The organism is Streptomyces albicerus (assembly GCF_008905045.1).
GTDB lineage: Bacteria > Actinomycetota > Actinomycetes > Streptomycetales > Streptomycetaceae > Streptomyces > Streptomyces albicerus.
Genome location: NZ_VWMY01000007.1, coordinates 124,498 through 140,616, shown reverse-complemented (window position 1 = coordinate 140,616; position 16,119 = coordinate 124,498). Strand labels below are relative to the sequence as shown.

14 protein-coding genes are annotated in these 16,119 nt (G+C 69.6%); 5 read left to right on the top strand and 9 right to left on the bottom strand.

Annotated elements, in window-relative coordinates:
- The first annotated feature begins 170 nt into the window (after nucleotides 1-170).
- Nucleotides 171-1,625 carry an ethanolamine permease gene (gene eat, locus GAS53_RS07915; RefSeq protein ID WP_151476738.1) on the top strand — a complete coding sequence of 485 codons (1,455 nt, stop codon included), beginning with the start codon at nucleotides 171-173 and terminating at the stop codon, nucleotides 1,623-1,625.
- Between the two features lie 27 nt (nucleotides 1,626-1,652).
- On the top strand, nucleotides 1,653-2,336 hold the full coding sequence (locus tag GAS53_RS07910) for a gamma-glutamyl-gamma-aminobutyrate hydrolase family protein (protein ID WP_192583008.1): 684 nt from the start codon (nucleotides 1,653-1,655) through the stop codon (nucleotides 2,334-2,336).
- A gap of 173 nt (nucleotides 2,337-2,509) precedes the next feature.
- On the opposite strand, the gene GAS53_RS07905 is transcribed toward GAS53_RS07910, so the two are convergent.
- A complete protein-coding gene (locus GAS53_RS07905; RefSeq protein ID WP_151476737.1) occupies nucleotides 2,510-3,457 on the bottom strand; it encodes a LysR family transcriptional regulator in 948 nt (315 codons plus the stop codon).
- A gap of 70 nt (nucleotides 3,458-3,527) precedes the next feature.
- Here GAS53_RS07905 and GAS53_RS07900 point away from each other — a divergent pair, with 70 nt between their 5' ends.
- Nucleotides 3,528-4,703 (top strand): TDT family transporter, encoded by a 1,176-nt coding sequence (locus tag GAS53_RS07900; RefSeq protein ID WP_151476736.1) that lies wholly within the window; start codon nucleotides 3,528-3,530, stop codon nucleotides 4,701-4,703.
- Here the strand turns inward: GAS53_RS07900 and GAS53_RS07895 are convergent.
- From GAS53_RS07895 to GAS53_RS07875, 5 genes are all read right to left on the bottom strand, one after another.
- The gene (locus GAS53_RS07895; protein ID WP_151476735.1) at nucleotides 4,672-5,391 is read right to left on the bottom strand and encodes a helical backbone metal receptor; all 720 of its coding nucleotides are present in this window, start codon (nucleotides 5,389-5,391) and stop codon (nucleotides 4,672-4,674) included. The genes GAS53_RS07900 and GAS53_RS07895 overlap by 32 nt on opposite strands.
- A 22-nt stretch (nucleotides 5,392-5,413) precedes the next feature.
- Entirely contained in the window at nucleotides 5,414-5,980 is a 567-nt protein-coding gene (locus tag GAS53_RS07890) for a helix-turn-helix domain-containing protein (RefSeq protein WP_151476734.1), read from the bottom strand.
- Nucleotides 5,981-6,165: 185 nt separating this feature from the next.
- Nucleotides 6,166-7,152 (bottom strand): hypothetical protein, encoded by a 987-nt coding sequence (locus GAS53_RS07885; RefSeq protein WP_225858794.1) that lies wholly within the window; start codon nucleotides 7,150-7,152, stop codon nucleotides 6,166-6,168.
- Between the two features lie 190 nt (nucleotides 7,153-7,342).
- Complete coding sequence (locus GAS53_RS07880; RefSeq protein WP_151476733.1) at nucleotides 7,343-9,958, bottom strand: ABC transporter permease/substrate binding protein; 2,616 nt, start codon at nucleotides 9,956-9,958, stop codon at nucleotides 7,343-7,345.
- Nucleotides 9,951-11,039, bottom strand: coding sequence for a quaternary amine ABC transporter ATP-binding protein (locus tag GAS53_RS07875; protein ID WP_151476732.1), 1,089 nt, complete (start codon nucleotides 11,037-11,039; stop codon nucleotides 9,951-9,953). Before GAS53_RS07875 ends, GAS53_RS07880 begins: the two co-directional genes overlap by 8 nt.
- Before the next feature lie 270 nt (nucleotides 11,040-11,309).
- Here GAS53_RS07875 and GAS53_RS07870 point away from each other — a divergent pair, with 270 nt between their 5' ends.
- On the top strand, nucleotides 11,310-12,248 hold the full coding sequence (locus GAS53_RS07870) for a 5'-3' exonuclease (protein WP_225858802.1): 939 nt from the start codon (nucleotides 11,310-11,312) through the stop codon (nucleotides 12,246-12,248).
- Between the two features lie 141 nt (nucleotides 12,249-12,389).
- Nucleotides 12,390-13,238 carry a siderophore-interacting protein gene (locus GAS53_RS07865; protein WP_151476731.1) on the top strand — a complete coding sequence of 283 codons (849 nt, stop codon included), beginning with the start codon at nucleotides 12,390-12,392 and terminating at the stop codon, nucleotides 13,236-13,238.
- Nucleotides 13,239-13,339: 101 nt separating this feature from the next.
- On the opposite strand, the gene GAS53_RS07860 is transcribed toward GAS53_RS07865, so the two are convergent.
- From GAS53_RS07860 to GAS53_RS07850, 3 genes are all read right to left on the bottom strand, one after another.
- A complete protein-coding gene (locus GAS53_RS07860) occupies nucleotides 13,340-14,119 on the bottom strand; it encodes an ABC transporter permease (RefSeq protein ID WP_151476730.1) in 780 nt (259 codons plus the stop codon).
- Nucleotides 14,116-15,147 carry an ATP-binding cassette domain-containing protein gene (locus GAS53_RS07855; RefSeq protein ID WP_151476729.1) on the bottom strand — a complete coding sequence of 344 codons (1,032 nt, stop codon included), beginning with the start codon at nucleotides 15,145-15,147 and terminating at the stop codon, nucleotides 14,116-14,118. The genes GAS53_RS07860 and GAS53_RS07855 overlap by 4 nt, the downstream gene beginning before the upstream one ends.
- A 198-nt stretch (nucleotides 15,148-15,345) precedes the next feature.
- On the bottom strand, nucleotides 15,346-15,993 hold the full coding sequence (locus GAS53_RS07850) for a PadR family transcriptional regulator (protein WP_151476728.1): 648 nt from the start codon (nucleotides 15,991-15,993) through the stop codon (nucleotides 15,346-15,348).
- Between the last annotated feature and the right edge of the window lie 126 nt (nucleotides 15,994-16,119).

The window sequence follows — 16,119 nt, the reverse complement described above, 5'->3', positions numbered from 1 at the left end:
CCGGCGTGAGAGCCGATTAACGGTCACGTAACCCGCGGGTATTGCTTTCCGGCCATGCAGCCCGCAAAGGTATGGAACCGTTCCATTGCTTTTCGCTGCGCCGCCGGGAGCCCTGCACGTTGCCCCGGGTCGCTTCGCCCGAGCGTCCACCGCCCTGTGGGGAGTCGTCCATGTCCCTGGAATCCACGGAATCCGCCAAGCCATCCACCGCCCCGGAGGGGGACGACTATCTCGAACGCAGGGCCCTGCGCAGGGGCAGCGCCGGCTGGCTGCTGCTGACCGGTCTCGGCGTCGCGTACGTCGTCTCCGGCGACTACTCCGGCTGGAACTTCGGACTCGCCGAGGGCGGCTTCGGCGGCCTCGCGATCGCCATGGTCCTCATGGGCCTGATGTACACGTGCATGGTCTTCGCGCTCGCCGAGCTCTCCTCCGTGCTGCCGACGGCGGGCGGCGGCTACGGCTTCGCACGCCGGGCGCTCGGCCCCTGGGGCGGCTTCCTGACCGGCACGGCGATCCTCATCGAGTACGTCCTCGCGCCCGCCGCCATCGCCATCTTCATCGGGGACTACGTCGAGTCGCTGGGCCTGTTCGGGCTCACCTCCGGCTGGCCGGTGTACTTGGCCTGCTTCGTGATCTTCATCGGCATCCATCTGTGGGGTGTCGGCGAGGCGCTGCGCTTCAGCTTCGTCGTCACGGGAATCGCGGTGGTGGCACTGCTGGTGTTCGCGCTCGGCGCGTTCCCCGAGTTCGACGCGTCGAACCTCGACGACATCGCGGTGGACGCGAGTGCCTTCGGCTCCAGCTCCTGGCTTCCCATGGGCCTGCTGGGCATCTGGGCCGCGTTCCCGTTCGGCATGTGGTTCTTCCTCGGGGTCGAGGGCGTGCCGCTCGCGGCCGAGGAGACGAAGGACCCGGCCCGTACGCTGCCGCGGGCGATCCGCTGGTCGATGGGCATCCTGGTGGTCCTGGCACTGGTCACCTTCTTCGCCGCCGCCGGGGCACGCGGCTCGGCCGCGATCCAGGAGGCGGGCAACCCGCTCGTCGAGGCACTCCAGCCGGACGGCGAGGCAACGACGCTGAGCCGACTCGTCAACTACGCGGGGCTCGCGGGCCTGGTGGCCTCGTTCTTCTCGCTGATCTACGCGGGCTCGCGCCAGCTCTTCGCGCTCTCCCGGGCCGGCTACCTGCCCCGCTTCCTGTCCCTGACGAGCAGCCGCAAGGCCCCGTACCTGGGTCTGCTCGTGCCGGGCGCGATCGGCTTCGGGCTGGCCGCGGCGACGGGCGACGGCGCGCGCATGCTGAACGTGGCGGTCTTCGGCGCCACCATCTCGTACGCGCTCATGTCGCTCTCGCACATCGTGCTGCGCCGCCGCGAGCCGGGGCTCGAGCGGCCGTACCGTACGCCGGGTGGTGTGCTGACGTCCTCGGTGGCGCTGGTGCTGGCGTGTTCCGCGCTGGTGGCGACGTTCCTGGTGGACGTGACGGCGGCGTTCATCGCGCTCATGGTCTACGTGGTGGCGGTCGCGTACTTCGGGCTCTACAGCCGCAAGCATCTGGTGGCGAAGGCGCCGGAGGAGGAGTTCGCGGCGCTGGCGGCGGCCGAGGCAGAGTTGGAACGGAACTGATCCAGTCTCATCCAGTAGAAGGAGTTCATGGTGGGCGGCAGGCCGCTGATCGGAGTCAGTACGTATCTGGAATCCGCGCGCTGGGGCGTGTGGGAGCTGGAGGCGGCGCTGCTGCCCGCCGGGTACCCGCGGCTGGTGCAGGCCGCGGGCGGGCTCGCCGCGATGCTGCCGCCGGACGATCCCTCGTACGCCGCGGCGGCCGTCGCCCGCCTCGACGGGCTCGCGATCGCGGGCGGCCCGGATGTGGATCCGACGCGGTACGACGTCGTACGTGACCCTCGGACGGGCCCCGAGGCACGGCAGCGGGACACCTGGGAACTCGCTCTGATCGATGCCGCGTTGGCCTCCGGCACGCCGCTTCTCGGCATCTGCCGGGGGATGCAGCTTCTGAACGTCGCGCTGGGTGGGACGCTCGTTCAGCACATCGACGGGCACACCGAGGCCGTGGGGGTCTTCGGGCGTCATACGGTGAAGCCGGTGCCGGGTTCTCTCTACGCCGGTCTTGTACCGGAGGAGGCGAGTGTGCCGACGTACCATCATCAGGCCGTGGATCGTCTCGGCGCGGGGCTCGTGGCCTCCGCCCACGCGACGGACGGCACGGTGGAGGCCGTCGAACTCCCTGGTCCTGGGTGGGTGTTGGGCGTCCAGTGGCATCCCGAGATGGGGGAGGACCTGCGGGTTGTGTCGGGGCTGGTCCGGGCGGCTTGCTGAACTGGATTCTTCCTTTCCCCAACCCAGCCCCTTCCCGAAACTGGGGGCTCCGCCCTCAGACCCCTCAGGCCAGTTCGTGTGCGGGTCGGTGGGAGCTGGTCGCGCCCACGCGGCGGAGCCGCATAGGTCACAGTCCCGCGCCCCTGAAGGGGCCCACCGCCGGAGGCGACCCCCTACGACCGCGTCAACGTCAACAAGTCCCGCGCGGGCCCTGTAGGCCGATGCCCCGTAGGCCATACCGCCCGCAGATCACGGCTCAGCTCAACGCCCTCCACGGGGATCTCTACGAGCCGGCGAGCGGAGAGTTCCTCGCCAAGAGCCAGCTCGCTCAGAACGGCCGGCCCCGCCCCCGACGCCGCCGACGCCTTGACCGCGGTCGTGGAGGACAGCTCGATCAACGGGCGGGCAAGCCCGCCGAGCGCCGAGTCCAGTACCTGCCGCGTCCCGGACCCCTCCTCCCGAAGAATCAGCGGCGTCCCCGCCAACTCCCCCGCATCCAGAGCCCGTCGCCGCCGCGCCCAGGCATGACTGGGCGCAGTCACCACGATCAACCGGTCCCGGGCGATCACCACGGAGTCGAGCCCGCCCGCCACGGACAGCCCCTCCACGAACCCAAGATCCGCCTCACCCCCGAGCACCCGCTCAGCCACCACCGTCGAGTTCCCCGCGAGCAACGAAACCGCCGTATCGGGCCGCTGCGCGCGCAGCGCGATCAACCACCCCGGCAACAGATACTCGGCGATCGTCATGCTCGCGGCGACCCGCAACCGCGAGTCCCGCCGGTCCCGCAACGCCTGCGCCCCCGCGTCGAAGACCTCCGCCGCCTCCACCACCCGCCGAGCCCAGTCGGTGACCAACGCCCCGGCGTCCGTGAGCTGCGACCCCCTGGGCGACCTGTCCACCAGAGCGACCCCCAACTGCCGTTCCATGGACCGGATCCGGCTGCTGGCCGCCGGCTGCGTGATCCCGAGCTCCCGAGCCGCCCGCCCCAGACTGCCCAGCCGCGCCACGGCAAGGAGCAACTCCAGCGCACCCAGATCCGGCACCCGGTGCGCCAGCCCTCCCCCCGACACCGCCGCCGCGCGAACCCCCTGGTCAACCGTCCCGTCATCCCGACTCATAAAGCCACCTTATGCCCTCATAGACCGGCACTCCCTGGCGAGCCCCCGCCCCCGCGGGCACCGTGAGCTCATGGTCACCGCAGCCCACCCGCTCACCGTCCCCACCGGACACACAGGACTCGTAGGACACACGGAACACACTGGCCATTCGAGCCATACGGGCCACCCTCGCCCCACAAAGGCGCCGGCCCTCCGTCACCTCGGCCCCAACTGGTACGCCCCCGTGATGGGCACAGCGATCGTGGCCACAGCGGGAGCCGGCCTCCCGCTGGACATCCCGGGCCTGCGCACCACCTGCGCAGCCGTCTGGGCCCTCGCACTGACCATGCTCGTGACCCTCCTCGCCGCCCGGGCCGCACACTGGACGCACCACCGGGACCAGGCCAGGGCCCACCTCCTGGACCCGGCGATGGCCCCCTTCTACGGCTGTCTCTCCATGGCCCTCCTGGCCGTCGGCGGCGGCGCCCTCGTCGTCGGCCGGGACTGGATCGGCACACCCGCGGCGGTCGCGCTGGACGCCGCGCTGTTCACGACAGGCACCCTGATCGGACTGGCGGCGGCCGTGGCCGTCCCGTACCTGATGGTCGTGCGCCACCGTGCAGACCCGTCCCAGGCCACCCCCGTGTGGCTGCTTCCCCTGGTCGCCCCGATGGTCTCCGCGGCCCTCGGCCCGCTGCTGGTACCGCATCTCCCGGCCGGTCAGCCCCGCGAGACCCTCCTCCTCGGCTGCTTCGCGATGTTCGGCCTCAGCCTGCTGGCCACGCTGGTGATGCTGCCGCTGATCTTCGCCAGGCTCGTCACCGGCGGTCCGCTGCCCCTGGCCCTCAGCCCCACGCTGTTTCTGGTCCTGGGTCCGCTGGGCCAGTCCACGACGGCGGTCGACAAATTCGCCGTCACCGCCCCGGGCGTGCTGCCCGCCCCGTACGACCAGGGCTTCGGCATGCTGGCGGTGCTCTACGGCGTACCGGTGATGGGTTTCGCGCTGCTCTGGCTGGTGCTGGCCGGTGCCGTGGTGCTTCGGGCCCGCCGCCGCGGCATGGGCTTCTCGATGACCTGGTGGGCGTTCACCTTCCCGGTCGGTACGTGTGTGACGGGCGCCGAGGGGCTCGCGCGGCACACCGGGCTCGTGGTCTACGACGGGCTCGCGGTCGCCCTGTACGCCCTGCTCCTCACGGCCTGGGCCGTGGCCGCCGCGCACACAGCCCGCGGTCTGCTCAGCGGACGGCTGCTCGCAGCGCCTCGCTGAGCACCCGCGGGGCTTCCGCCAGCGACGGCCCGTACCACGTGAGATGGCGCCCGCTGACGAGTGCGCAGGGCAGCCCCGGAAACGCCTCGGGGCCGTCGTCGCGCGTGAAGCGGTACGGCTCGTCGGGCAGCACCACCAAGTCGAGGTCGGCGGCGCGGAGTTCGTCGATCGGGATACGGGGATAGCGTTCGGCGTGTGCCGCGTACGCGTTGTCGACGCCCATCCGCGCCAGCACGTCCCCGGCGAAGGTGTCCCGGCCGAGCACCATCCAGGGCCGCCGCCAGACGGGGACGGCCGCGCGCAGGCGAAACGACGGACAGGGCGGGTCCAGCCAGGCCTCCTCGGCCTCGTCGAGCCATCGCGGCCGTCCTCGCACCCCGCACGCCCCGGTCACCCGCTCCAGCTCACCGAAGGCCTGGGGCACGTCCCGTACCTCGGTGACGAGCACCTCAAGTCCCGCTTCCCGCAAGGCGGTCAGGTCGGGCTCGCGGTTCTCTTCTTCGTTGGCGATCACCAGGTCGGGCGCGAGCGCGACGATCCGCTCGACGTTCGGATTCTTGGTGCCGCCGACGCGTACGACGTCGAGGTCGGCGGGATGGCTGCACCAGTCGGTCGCCCCGGCCAGGATCCCGGGCGCGGACACGGCGACGGCCTCGGTGAGGGACGGGACCAGCGATACCACTTTCATGGCCGGGCCCCCGACACGGTGATCATCGGCGCGGATCGTCCTCCACGGCCTCGATATGGTCCGCGACCGCGACGACCAGCACGCGTGTGTCCTCCTCGGTGGCCCGCCACCGGTGGCGTACGCCGCCGGTCAGGTACAGCGTGTCGCCGCGTCCCAGGCGGTACGCGCGGCCCTCCGCCTCGACCTCGACGGTGCCGTCGGCGACGTACAGCAACTCGTCGTTGCGAAGCTGGAATTCACGGCCCGGATCGTGGTCGCCGCTGAACTCCACGGCGTGCAGCTGATGGTGACCGCGCACCAGCGGGCGTACGCGGGGCTCATGGGTGAACTCGGAGTCGTCGGCGCGCACCACGTCGACGCTGCGCGCCGGGTCGGCGGCGGCGAGGAGTTCGACGCAGGTCGTGCCGAGGGCGTCGGCGACCCGCTGGAGGGAGCGCATGCTGGGCCGGGCGCGCTCGTTCTCGACCTGGCTCAGGAACGGCACCGACAGACCGCTGCGCTCGGCGACGACGGCGAGGGTGAGCTCCAGTGCCCGGCGCCGCCGCCGGACGGCCGCGCCCACCCGAAGGGTTTCTTTGTTTTCGTCCATCGCTTCGGCTCCCCCCTGTGCGTCGTCGGTGCGTGAGGTGCGGTGGCGGCGCGGTTTTTGTGCGTACGCGCCAATGTCTCGCGGGTTCCTGATGTGTTGTCTGCACCCTACGGGTGTTCGGCAAACCGTTTCATGCGCCCGTCACATCGCTGTAAACATTGCCGCACCGTGTGCGCTTCCGAGCGTCACAGTTCGCGCCAGTAGATCAACTGGCCCGACTCGCCGGGCGCGGACTCCTCGCGCGGGACGAACAGGCTGACGAGGAGCGCCGGACGCCCGTGGGGATCGGTGATCAGCGTGGCCGAGGGGTTGGCGAAGGCCCGGCTGCCGCCGTGGGTACGCAGCGTCACGCGGTCGGCGCGGCCGGTTCCCGGGTCGTATGCATAGGTACGCCAGCTTCCGAATTCGTTCCGCCACCGCTGTCCCTCGATGAGCACCAGCCGCTTGCCGCCGAGCTCCAGGAGGGAGCGGTCGCCTATGTTGCCGCCGGTTCCCCAGGCCTGAAGGGCCCGGTCGAGGCGCTTGTCGGGCTCGGTGTGCCAGGTCGTGAAGTCCGTGAGCCTGGCGCGGAGTTGACGGTCGGTGTCGCACTCCGCCCGGTAGTGGCCGGTGAGCTCGATCGTGTCGCCGCGCGCGGAGGTGATGTCCGGGGTGCCCTCGGCGCAGGAGGAGAGGGTGCGGGGTGCGTCGTACGTGCGGTCGGCGCGGCCGGCGAGCAGCGCGGCCAGGTCCGGGTAGCCGCGTACGGCGATGTGGTTGTCCGGATCCTTTTCATAGGCGACGACGTAGCCGCCCTTGTCGTCGTCGTCGGCGGCGAGCGAGGGCTGGCTGCTGCCGGCGCCGAAGTCGTGGCGGCGGGTCCAGGTGCGCAGGTCCGTGGAGGTGGCGAGGGCCGCGTGGAAGCGGCCGTCGGCGAGGGTGGTGTGGTAGACGGCGAGATATGTGCCGTCGGGCGCCTGCGCGATCTCGGCGGCGTCCATGGTGCGGCCCGTGTCGTCCGTCGCCGCGTACCGGTGGCCGTCGGCCTCGCGCACGTCCCCGGCCAGGTCGGCGAAGCGGGCGGTGGCGGCGGAGGCGGGCCGCACGTGCGCGTGCGGCAGTCCGAACAGCGGCACCGCGGCAGTCACGAGCGTCACCAGGACGGCGGCGAGGGACTTCGGGTGCGCGATCACGGACTGGGGTCTCACAGGAACGGGCGACGACGGGGCGGAAGAGTCGAGCGTACGAACGACCGGATACCCGGGGGTACGCCGCGAGGAGTGGGCTTCGCCACACGGCGCTGCCCACCCCGCGCGTCCACATATCCACCGGCACGCGCGCGTGGTGGCCCATTTTCGAAATGGGCCACCACTGGAGGCGCGTTTACTGCGGAGTCATCCGTTCCACCATGTCCGGGTGCTCCTTCAGCCAGGCGGCGACGGCTTCCTCCTCATGCCCCTGGCCGCGATCCTTGATCTCGCTCTCCAGGGTGCCGAGTTCGTCCTCGCTCATCTTGAAGCTCTTGATCCACTTCGTGAGCTGCGGGTACCGGTCCGGAAACGCCTTGTTGGTGATGGTGCGGATCGTGTTCCCCTCGCCGAACAGCTTCTTCTCGTCCGTCAGCTTGGTGAGCTCGTACTCGCTGTACGCCCAGTGCGGCGACCACAGCGTGACGGCGATCGGCTCCTTCTTGGCGTACGCGCGCTTCAGCTCGGCCAGCATCGCGGGCGTCGAGCCGTCGACGACCTTGTACTCCTTGTCGAGGCCGTAGCCCGGCAGGACATCCTTCTTGAGCAGGTTCATCTCGCCGGTGCCCGGCTCGATTCCGATGATCCTGCCGTCGAAGGTGTCGGCCTTGCCCTTGAGGTCCGCGAGGGACTTGACGTCCTTCACGTACGAGGGCACGGCGACCTCGAGTGAGGTGGGCTCGTACCAGGTGCCCAGGTCTCTGAGGTTCTTCTTGTTCTTGTCCCAGTAGTTCTGCTGGGCGTACGGCAGCCAGGCGTCGAAGTTGACGTCGAGGTCGCCGGTGCCCAGGCCCGTGTAGACCGGGCCGACGTCCATCTGCTTGAGGTTCAGCGTGTAGCCGCGCCGGGCCAGGACGTTCTTCCACAGGTAGGTGACGGCGACGTTCTCGTCCCAGGGGAAGAAGGCGACGTCCACCGGGCGCTTGGCCTCGGCCGGGGTGCCGCCCGTGGAGTTCTTGACCGGGGCGAGCTTGTCGACGACGCCGGGGTTCTCCTTCAGCCAGGCGCGCACGGCGTCGGGCTGCTTGCCCTTGCCGGCCTTGTTGATCTCCGCCTCGAGGCTGGTGAGCTGCTTCTCGGTCATCTTGAAGTTCTTGAGCCACTCGCCGACGACCGGGTTCTCCTGGGCGAAGCCCTTGCGGGAGAGCGTGTGCACGCCGTCGCCCTTGCCCCAGGCACCCTTCGGGTCCTTGAGCTTCTTGAGGTCGTAGTCGCTGTACGCCCAGTGCGGCGACCACAGCGTGACGACGATGGGCTCCTTCTTGGCGTACGCACGCTTCAGCTCGGCCAGCATGGCGGGCGTGGAGCTGTCGACGACCTTGTACTCCTTGTCGAGCCCGTACTCCTTGAGGACCTTGCTCTTGAGCATGCCCATCATTCCGGCGCTGGACTCGATGCCGGTGATCTTGCCGCCGAACTTCGCGGCCTGCCCCTTGAGGTCCTCCAGGGAGTCGATGCCCTTCATGTAGGAGGGCACGGTGAGCTCCAGGGACGTCTCGCCGTACCAGGCACCCAGGTCGTCGAGCTGCTTGCCGTACTTCTTCCAGTACTGCTCGTGGGTGGTCGGCAGCCAGGCGTCCGTCTGGAAGTCGATGTCGCCCTGGGCGAGCGAGGTGTAGATCGGGCCGGCCTCCAGCTGCTTCGCCTCGACCTCGAAGCCGCGCTGCTCCAGGATCTCCTTCCAGAGGAAGGTGGAGGCGACGCCCTCGTCCCAGGGGATGTAACCGATGCTGATCTTCTTGCTCTGGCCGACGTTCGTCGAGTCGGCCGCGGTGGGCTCGGACTTCGTACCGCCGAAGACGCCCATGCCGCCGGCGACCAGCGCCAGCACGACGACGCCGATCACGGCCACGGCGGGCCGGGGGCGGTAGGTCCAGATGTTCAGGCCCTGCGCGGCACGCAGCTTGGCGACGGCACGGCGGCCGAGCGGCGAGACCTGGGTGCCCAGGGAACTGGTCATGCGGTCCAGGTAGATCGCCAGGATGACGATGGCGACTCCGGCCTCGGCGCCCAGGCCGACGTTCAGCTGGCCGAGGGCCTGGTTCACGTCGCCGCCGAGACCGCCGGCGCCGACCATGCCCGCGATGGCGGCCATGGACAGGCCCAGCATGATGACCTGGTTGACGCCGGCCATGACCGTGGGTAGCGCCAGCGGCAGCTGCACGCGCAGCAGGGTGTTGCCGGGCGTGGTGCCGAACGCGTCGGCGGCCTCGACCAGCTCCTTGTCGACCTGGCGGATGCCCAGCTCGGTCATCCGGACGCCGGGGGCGAGGGCGAAGATCAGAGTGGCGACGATTCCGGCGGGGGCGCCGGTGCCGAAGAACAGGATCGCCGGGATGAGGTAGATCATCGCGGGCAGCGTCTGCATGAAGTCGAGCACGGGGCGGACGATGCTGCTGACCCGGTCCGAGCGCGCCGCCCAGATGCCCACGGGCACGGAGATGACGAGCGCGATGATCGTCGCCACGAGGACGAGCGACAGGGTCACCATCGCGTTCTCCCACAGTTCGAGGGAGTCGATGAAGGCGAATCCCACGAAGGTGAGGACACCGGCGGACGTGCCGCGCAGCCAGAACGCGATGACCGCGAAGATGCCCGCGAGGAGGAGCGGTTCGGGCGCCTGGAGGACCTCGTTGATGCCCTCGTAGGCACCCTCGAAGACGGTCTTGAAGAAGTCGAAGAGCCACGCCATGTGGTTGAGCAGCCAGTCGACCGTGTCGTTGACCCAGTCGCCGAAGGGGATCCTAGGCACCGGCCTTCACCGCCTCGACAGCCTTGTCGCGCGGTGTGTCGCACGGCACGGGTTCGCCCTGTTCGTCGCCGAGGAAGCCGACGAGCCGCTGGCGGGGCACGACACCGACCAGCTTGCCCTTCTTGTCGACGACGGCGACGGAGTGCGTCAGCCGCGCGCTGATGGCGCACAGCTCCCCGAACGACGAGTCGGGCCGTGCGGTCTCGCAGGCGCAGTCCGCCTCGTCGCCGCGCAGCTCCGTGTCCATGACGGAGGCCGCGGTGAGGACCCGGGTGCGGTCGACGTCCTGCGTGAAGGAGGCGACGTAATCGTTTGCGGGGCGGACGAGGATGTCCTCGGCGGTGCCGATCTGGACGATGCGGCCGTCCCGCATGACGGCGATGCGGTCGCCCAGGCGCATGGCCTCGTTGAGGTCGTGGGTGATGAAGACGATGGTCTTCTTCAGCTTCTTCTGGAGCTCGATCAGCTGGTCCTGCATGTCGCGGCGGATCAGCGGGTCGAGCGCGCTGAAGGACTCGTCCATCAGGAGCAGGTCGGCGTCGGTGGCGAGCGCACGGGCGAGGCCCACGCGCTGCTGCATACCGCCGGACAGCTCGTCGGGCCAGGACTTCTCCCAGCCGGCGAGCCCGGCCAGCACCAGGGCCTTGGTGGCGCGCTCCTCGCGCTCGGCGCGCGGCACACCCTGCACCTCCAGGCCGTACGCGGCGTTCTCCAGGACGCTGCGGTGCGGGAAGAGGGCGAAGTGCTGGAAGACCATACTGATCTTCTTGGAGCGGACTTCGCGCATCTCCCGGTCGTTCAGCGCGGTCAGGTCCTGCCCGTCGAAGACCACGTGTCCCGCGGTCGGCTCCAGGAGTCCGTTGAGCATGCGCAGCAGCGTGGACTTGCCGGACCCCGACAGGCCCATGACGACGAAGATCTCGCCGGGTTCCACCGTGAAGGACGCGTCGATCACCGCGGCTGTGGTGCCGTCGGCGCGCAGTTCCTCACGGTCGGCCCCCCGGCGCAGTTGCTCGACTGCCTCGCCGGGTCGTCTGCCGAACACTTTGTAGAGCTGTTCCGCCTGCAGCCTGGATGACACAAGTACCTCTCGGGTCGAACGAAGACGGCCCGCCACTCCCCCGTCGGCGGGCCGTGGAGCGACGCGGGTTCCGCCCGCTCGTCCGGTGCGCGTTTGTCAGGTGTGGTTGAAAATGCGACCGGGTTCACTCCGCATCGGCGCCTGCCCCCGCCTGGATGGCGCAAACGCGACCGTGTGCCAGTTCACAAGGCGTTTACGTCCGGCCGGTAGTGGCGGCCACTCTCGCCCACTGTCCGCGCCGAACCGTGACTGTCGGTGGCGTACGGCATGATGCGAGGCGTGACGCAGCAGACTCGACGACTCATGCTCCTGGACACCGCTTCCCTGTACTTCCGGGCCTATTTCGGGGTCCCGGACTCTGTGAGGGCTCCGGACGGCACACCGGTGAACGCCGTGCGGGGCCTGCTCGAATTCATCGACCGGCTGGTCCGGGACCACCGTCCGGACGACCTGGTGGCGTGCATGGACGCGGACTGGCGGCCGCAGTGGCGGGTCGACCTGATCCCCTCCTACAAAGCACATCGCGTCGCCGTGGAGACCGAGGTCGGCCCGGACGAGGAGGAGGTGCCCGACACACTGTCGCCCCAGGTGCCGGTCATAGAGGAGGTCCTGGACGCACTGGGCATCGCACGTGTGGGCGTCGAGGGGTACGAGGCGGACGACGTGATCGGCACGTTCGCCGGCCGCGCCACGGGCCCGGTCGACATCGTCACCGGCGACCGCGACCTGTACCAACTGGTCGACGACAAGCGGCAGGTGCGGGTGCTCTATCCACTCAAGGGCGTGGGCACGCTGCAGGTCACGGACGAGGCGTGGCTGCGTGAGAAGTACGGGGTCGACGGGGCGGGGTACGCGGATCTGGCAACGCTGCGCGGCGACCCGAGCGACGGGCTGCCGGGCGTGCCGGGCATCGGCGAGAAGACGGCCGCCAAGCTGCTGGCCGAGTTCGGCGACGTGGCCGGGATCATGGCGGCGGTCGACGACCCGAAGGCCAAACTCACACCGTCGCAGCGCAAGCGTCTCGACGAGTCGCGGCCGTATGTCGCCGTCGCGCCCACGGTCGTCCGGGTGGCCGGAGACGTACCCTTGCCTGACGTGACCACCGCGCTGCCCCACGCGCCGCGCGATCCGGTGGCTCTGGACGAGCTCGCGGCGCGCTGGGGTCTGGGCGGTTCGCTGACGCGGCTGCTGTCGACGCTCCGCACATGAGGGCTCAGCACAAGAGGGCTCAGCACCTATGAGGCGGTAATCGGATTCCCGCAAGACGGTAATCCGATTCCCAAGGCAGAGGCGCCAGTGGGGGGAGAGGTGCTAACTTAGGTAAGCCTAAGCGAAATTCGGGAGGCTGTCATGGCAGAGCGTCCGGCACGCAGGGCTCCGAAGCCCCACACCGCCAGGGTTGTCCGCACGGAGCGGCTCACGCCGCACATGCAGCGTGTGGTGCTCGGCGGCGACGGCCTCGCCGAATTCACCGCGGGCTCCAGCACCGACCATTACGTCAAGTTGCTGTTCGGCGCCGAGGGTGTGACCTATCCGGAGCCCTTCGACATGACCCGCATCCGCGAGGAGTTCCCGCGCGAGCAGTGGCCCGTCACGCGTACGTACACGGTGCGCGCCTGGGACTCCGAACTGCACGAGCTGACGCTCGACTTCGTGATCCACGGCGACGAGGGGCTCGCCGGGCCGTGGGCCATGCGCGTCCAGGCGGGCGAGGTCGTACGGTTCCTCGGTCCCGGTGGAGCGTACGCCCCCAATGCCGAGGCGGACTGGCATCTGCTGGCAGGTGACGAGAGCGCGCTGCCCGCGATCGCCGCGTCGCTGGAGCGGATGCCGGACGGTGCGCGGGTGCATGCCTTCGTGGAGGTCGCGGGGCCGGAGGAGGAGCAGAAGATCGACTCCGATGTGGATGTCGTCTGGCTGCACCGTGGTGACCGGCCGATCGGTGCGGCGTTGGTCGAGGCGGTTCGGGCGCTGCCGTTCCCTGAAGGTCGGGTGCACGCTTTCGTGCACGGTGAGGCCGGGTTCGTGAAGGAGCTTCGTCGGCTGCTCCGTGTTGAGCACGAGGTTGCGCGCGAGGATCTGTCCATCTCCGGGTACTGGCGGCTCGGGCACGATGAGGATGGGTGGCAGGCCGCGAAGCGGGACTGGAACGCGCAGATTGAGGCCGAGCAGGACGCTCCGCAGGAGGCCGGTGCGTAGTCTGCGGGTCGCCTTGGGCTGGTCGCGCAGTTCCCCGCGCCCCTTAAGGGGCGCGGCTTACGGGCCCTCGCCAACAAGGGCCCGTACGGAATCAACGGCCGCTAGACCGAGCGTTGGTACGACCTGAACGTGCGGATCGACAGCCATACCGCCACCACGGCCAGGGCGAGGAGTGCGCCGCCACGGGTCAGTACGTCGCCCCAGTCCGGGTTCTCCGTCATTGCTGAACGGGCCGCCACCATCGCCCAGTTGAGTGGGTTGTAGTCGGCGACGTGGCGCATCCAGCCGGGCATTTGGGATGGGGCCATGAAGGCCGAGGAGAGAAAGGTCAGCGGTAGCAGCAGGAAGGTGTTGATGCCGATGATCGACTCCCGCTGGCGCACCAGCATGCCCAGGGCGTTCGAGAACGCCCCGAAGACCGTGCCGAGCAGTGAGGCCGCGACGACGAGTACCAACAGGCCCGCGGCCCCGCCCGGATAGTCCGCGCCGCCGAGCTTTCCGAGCAGGATGATCAGCGCGGACTGCACGGCCGTGGTGAGCGCCTGCTGCACCACGTTGGCGTTCATCAGGGCGCCGCGGCTGACCGGAGTGGTCAGGAACCGGTTGAGCGTGCCGCGTTCGATCTCCTCCAACGTGCCCATGCCCGCCCACATGTTGGAGCTGAGGGCGCTCATCACGACGATGCCGGGCACGAGGTAGTCCAGATAACTGCTCGTGCCGAAGCCGCCGAGCTCGACGACCTCCTTGAAGAGGTTGCCGAAGAGGAACAGCCAGATCGCCGGCTGGATCAGCATCATGACGACGTACGCGGGCTGGCGCAGTACCGCTGTGAGTTGACGCTGCGTCATGTACCAGGTCTGGGCGAGGGCGTTGGTGCTCATCGGGTACCTCCCGCGACGGAAAGGTCTTCGGTCCGCTCGGCCTCGACCGCGGCTGCGGCCTCGGCTTCGGCGTAACGGCGGCCCGCGTACCGCAGATAGACGTCGTCGAGTGACGGGCGGGCGACGGTGGCGGCGGTGACGTCGACCCCGGCGCGTTCCAGGGCGCCGAGCAGGGCGGGCACGGCGGCGGCCCCGTCCTCGGCGCGGACGCTGATACGGCGGCCGTCGAAGAGCGCCTCGTGCACGCCGGGCAGTGCGGTGAGGGCGCCCGTGAGGAGCGTACGACCGGCTTCGCCGACGGGTCGGCGCAGCTCCACGTGGACGGCGTCGCCGCGGAGTTCGCCCTTGAGGGCGTTCGGGGTGCCTTCGACGACGACGCGGCCGCGGTCGACGATGGCGATGTGGCCCGCGAGGCGATCGGCTTCTTCGAGGTAGTGCGTGGTGAGCAGGATGGTCAGACCCTCGTCGCCGGCGAGGCGGGCGATCTCGTCCCACATCGCGGTGCGCGCCTCGGGGTCGAGACCGGTGGTCGGCTCGTCGAGGAAGAGGACCTCGGGCCGGTGGACCAGGCCGAGCGCCACGTCGAGACGGCGCTGCATGCCGCCGGAGTAGCCCTTGACCTGGCGGCCCGCGGCGTCCGTGAGCTGGAAGCGGGCCAGCAGTTCGTCCACCCGGTGGCGGAGGGCATCGCCCCGCAACCCGTAGAGCCTGCCCTGGAGTTGGAGGTTCTCGCGGCCGGTGGCCACCGGGTCGGCGCCGGACTTCTGGGCGACCACGCCGATGGTGCGGCGCACCCGGTCCGGGTGGCGCAGGACGTCGTGGCCCGCGACCGTGGCCGTGCCCGAGTCGGGGCGGGCGAGGGTGGTGAGGATCTTGACGGTGGTGGACTTGCCGGCGCCGTTCGGGCCGAGGAGCCCGAAGACGGTGCCCGGCTCGACGGTGAGGTCCATGCCGCTGAGGGCGGTGACCTCGCCGGGATAGGTCTTGGTCAGCTGACGCGCCTGCACTGCGGGCGCACGGGTGCTCATGACGACTGCTCTCCTGGGTGAGCGGATGACGGCTGATCCGCGTGAAGAGCACCGGGCTATCCTGGGTGTGCCGCACCTCGATCGCCTGGCCTGCCTCACCGCGGAGTCGGCTCGGGGTTCGAGACCCTGGCGGGGCTGCTGCAACAGCTCTGCCGGGGTCTGTTCACATCTGGGTTCGCCTCTGGGTTCGCTTCTGGGTCACTCCTCGAAGTGACGGGCCTCCAACTCCTCGAACTCCGGCGGCACTTCCCCGGTCTCGTGGAATTTCCGCCACTCCTTGACCCCGTCGAGCGTGCCGGACTCGAGCTCCCGCAGAAATCCGCGGACCCACTCGGCCTGCGCCTCGACCATGTGCAGTTGGTACTCGCTCTCGACGAGGAAGATCCGCGGCAGCGTCTCGTACAGCTTCGCGAGACCGCCGCGCGCGCTCGCGACCTGCACGTCCAGTGTCTTGAGCCGCTCCTTCAGCAGGCGTGCCACCTCGTCGGGGTGGATCACCCCCATCAGGGACAGCGCGGCCTCGAAGATCGGGAACTCCCGCGCCGGGACGGCGAGCAGGTCCGACAGCCACTCCGTGGCCTCTTCGCGTCCGGCGTCCGTGATGCCGTAGAGCGTGCGCTCGGGGCGGTTGCCCTGCCGCTGCACCTCGGCGACCTCGACGAACCCGTACTTCTCCAGGTTCTGCACGACCGTGTAGAGCGAGCCGTAATTGATCTTCAGACTGGTGTCCTTGCCACGGCTGCGCAGGGTCTGGGCGATCTCATACGGATGCATCGGCCGCTCGGTGAGCAGCACCATGACGGCCAGCGCCAGCGGATTGCTGAGCTTGCGGCGCTTCGTCGCCATCGGGATCACCTCGCCATACCCTCGCCTACGAATATCCGTAGCCGAACATATCGCGTCTCAGCAGCGAGCGTCAATACACACGATGTATCGCGATTCCGTTGCCGGCGCAAGGGCGTGAGGACTTAG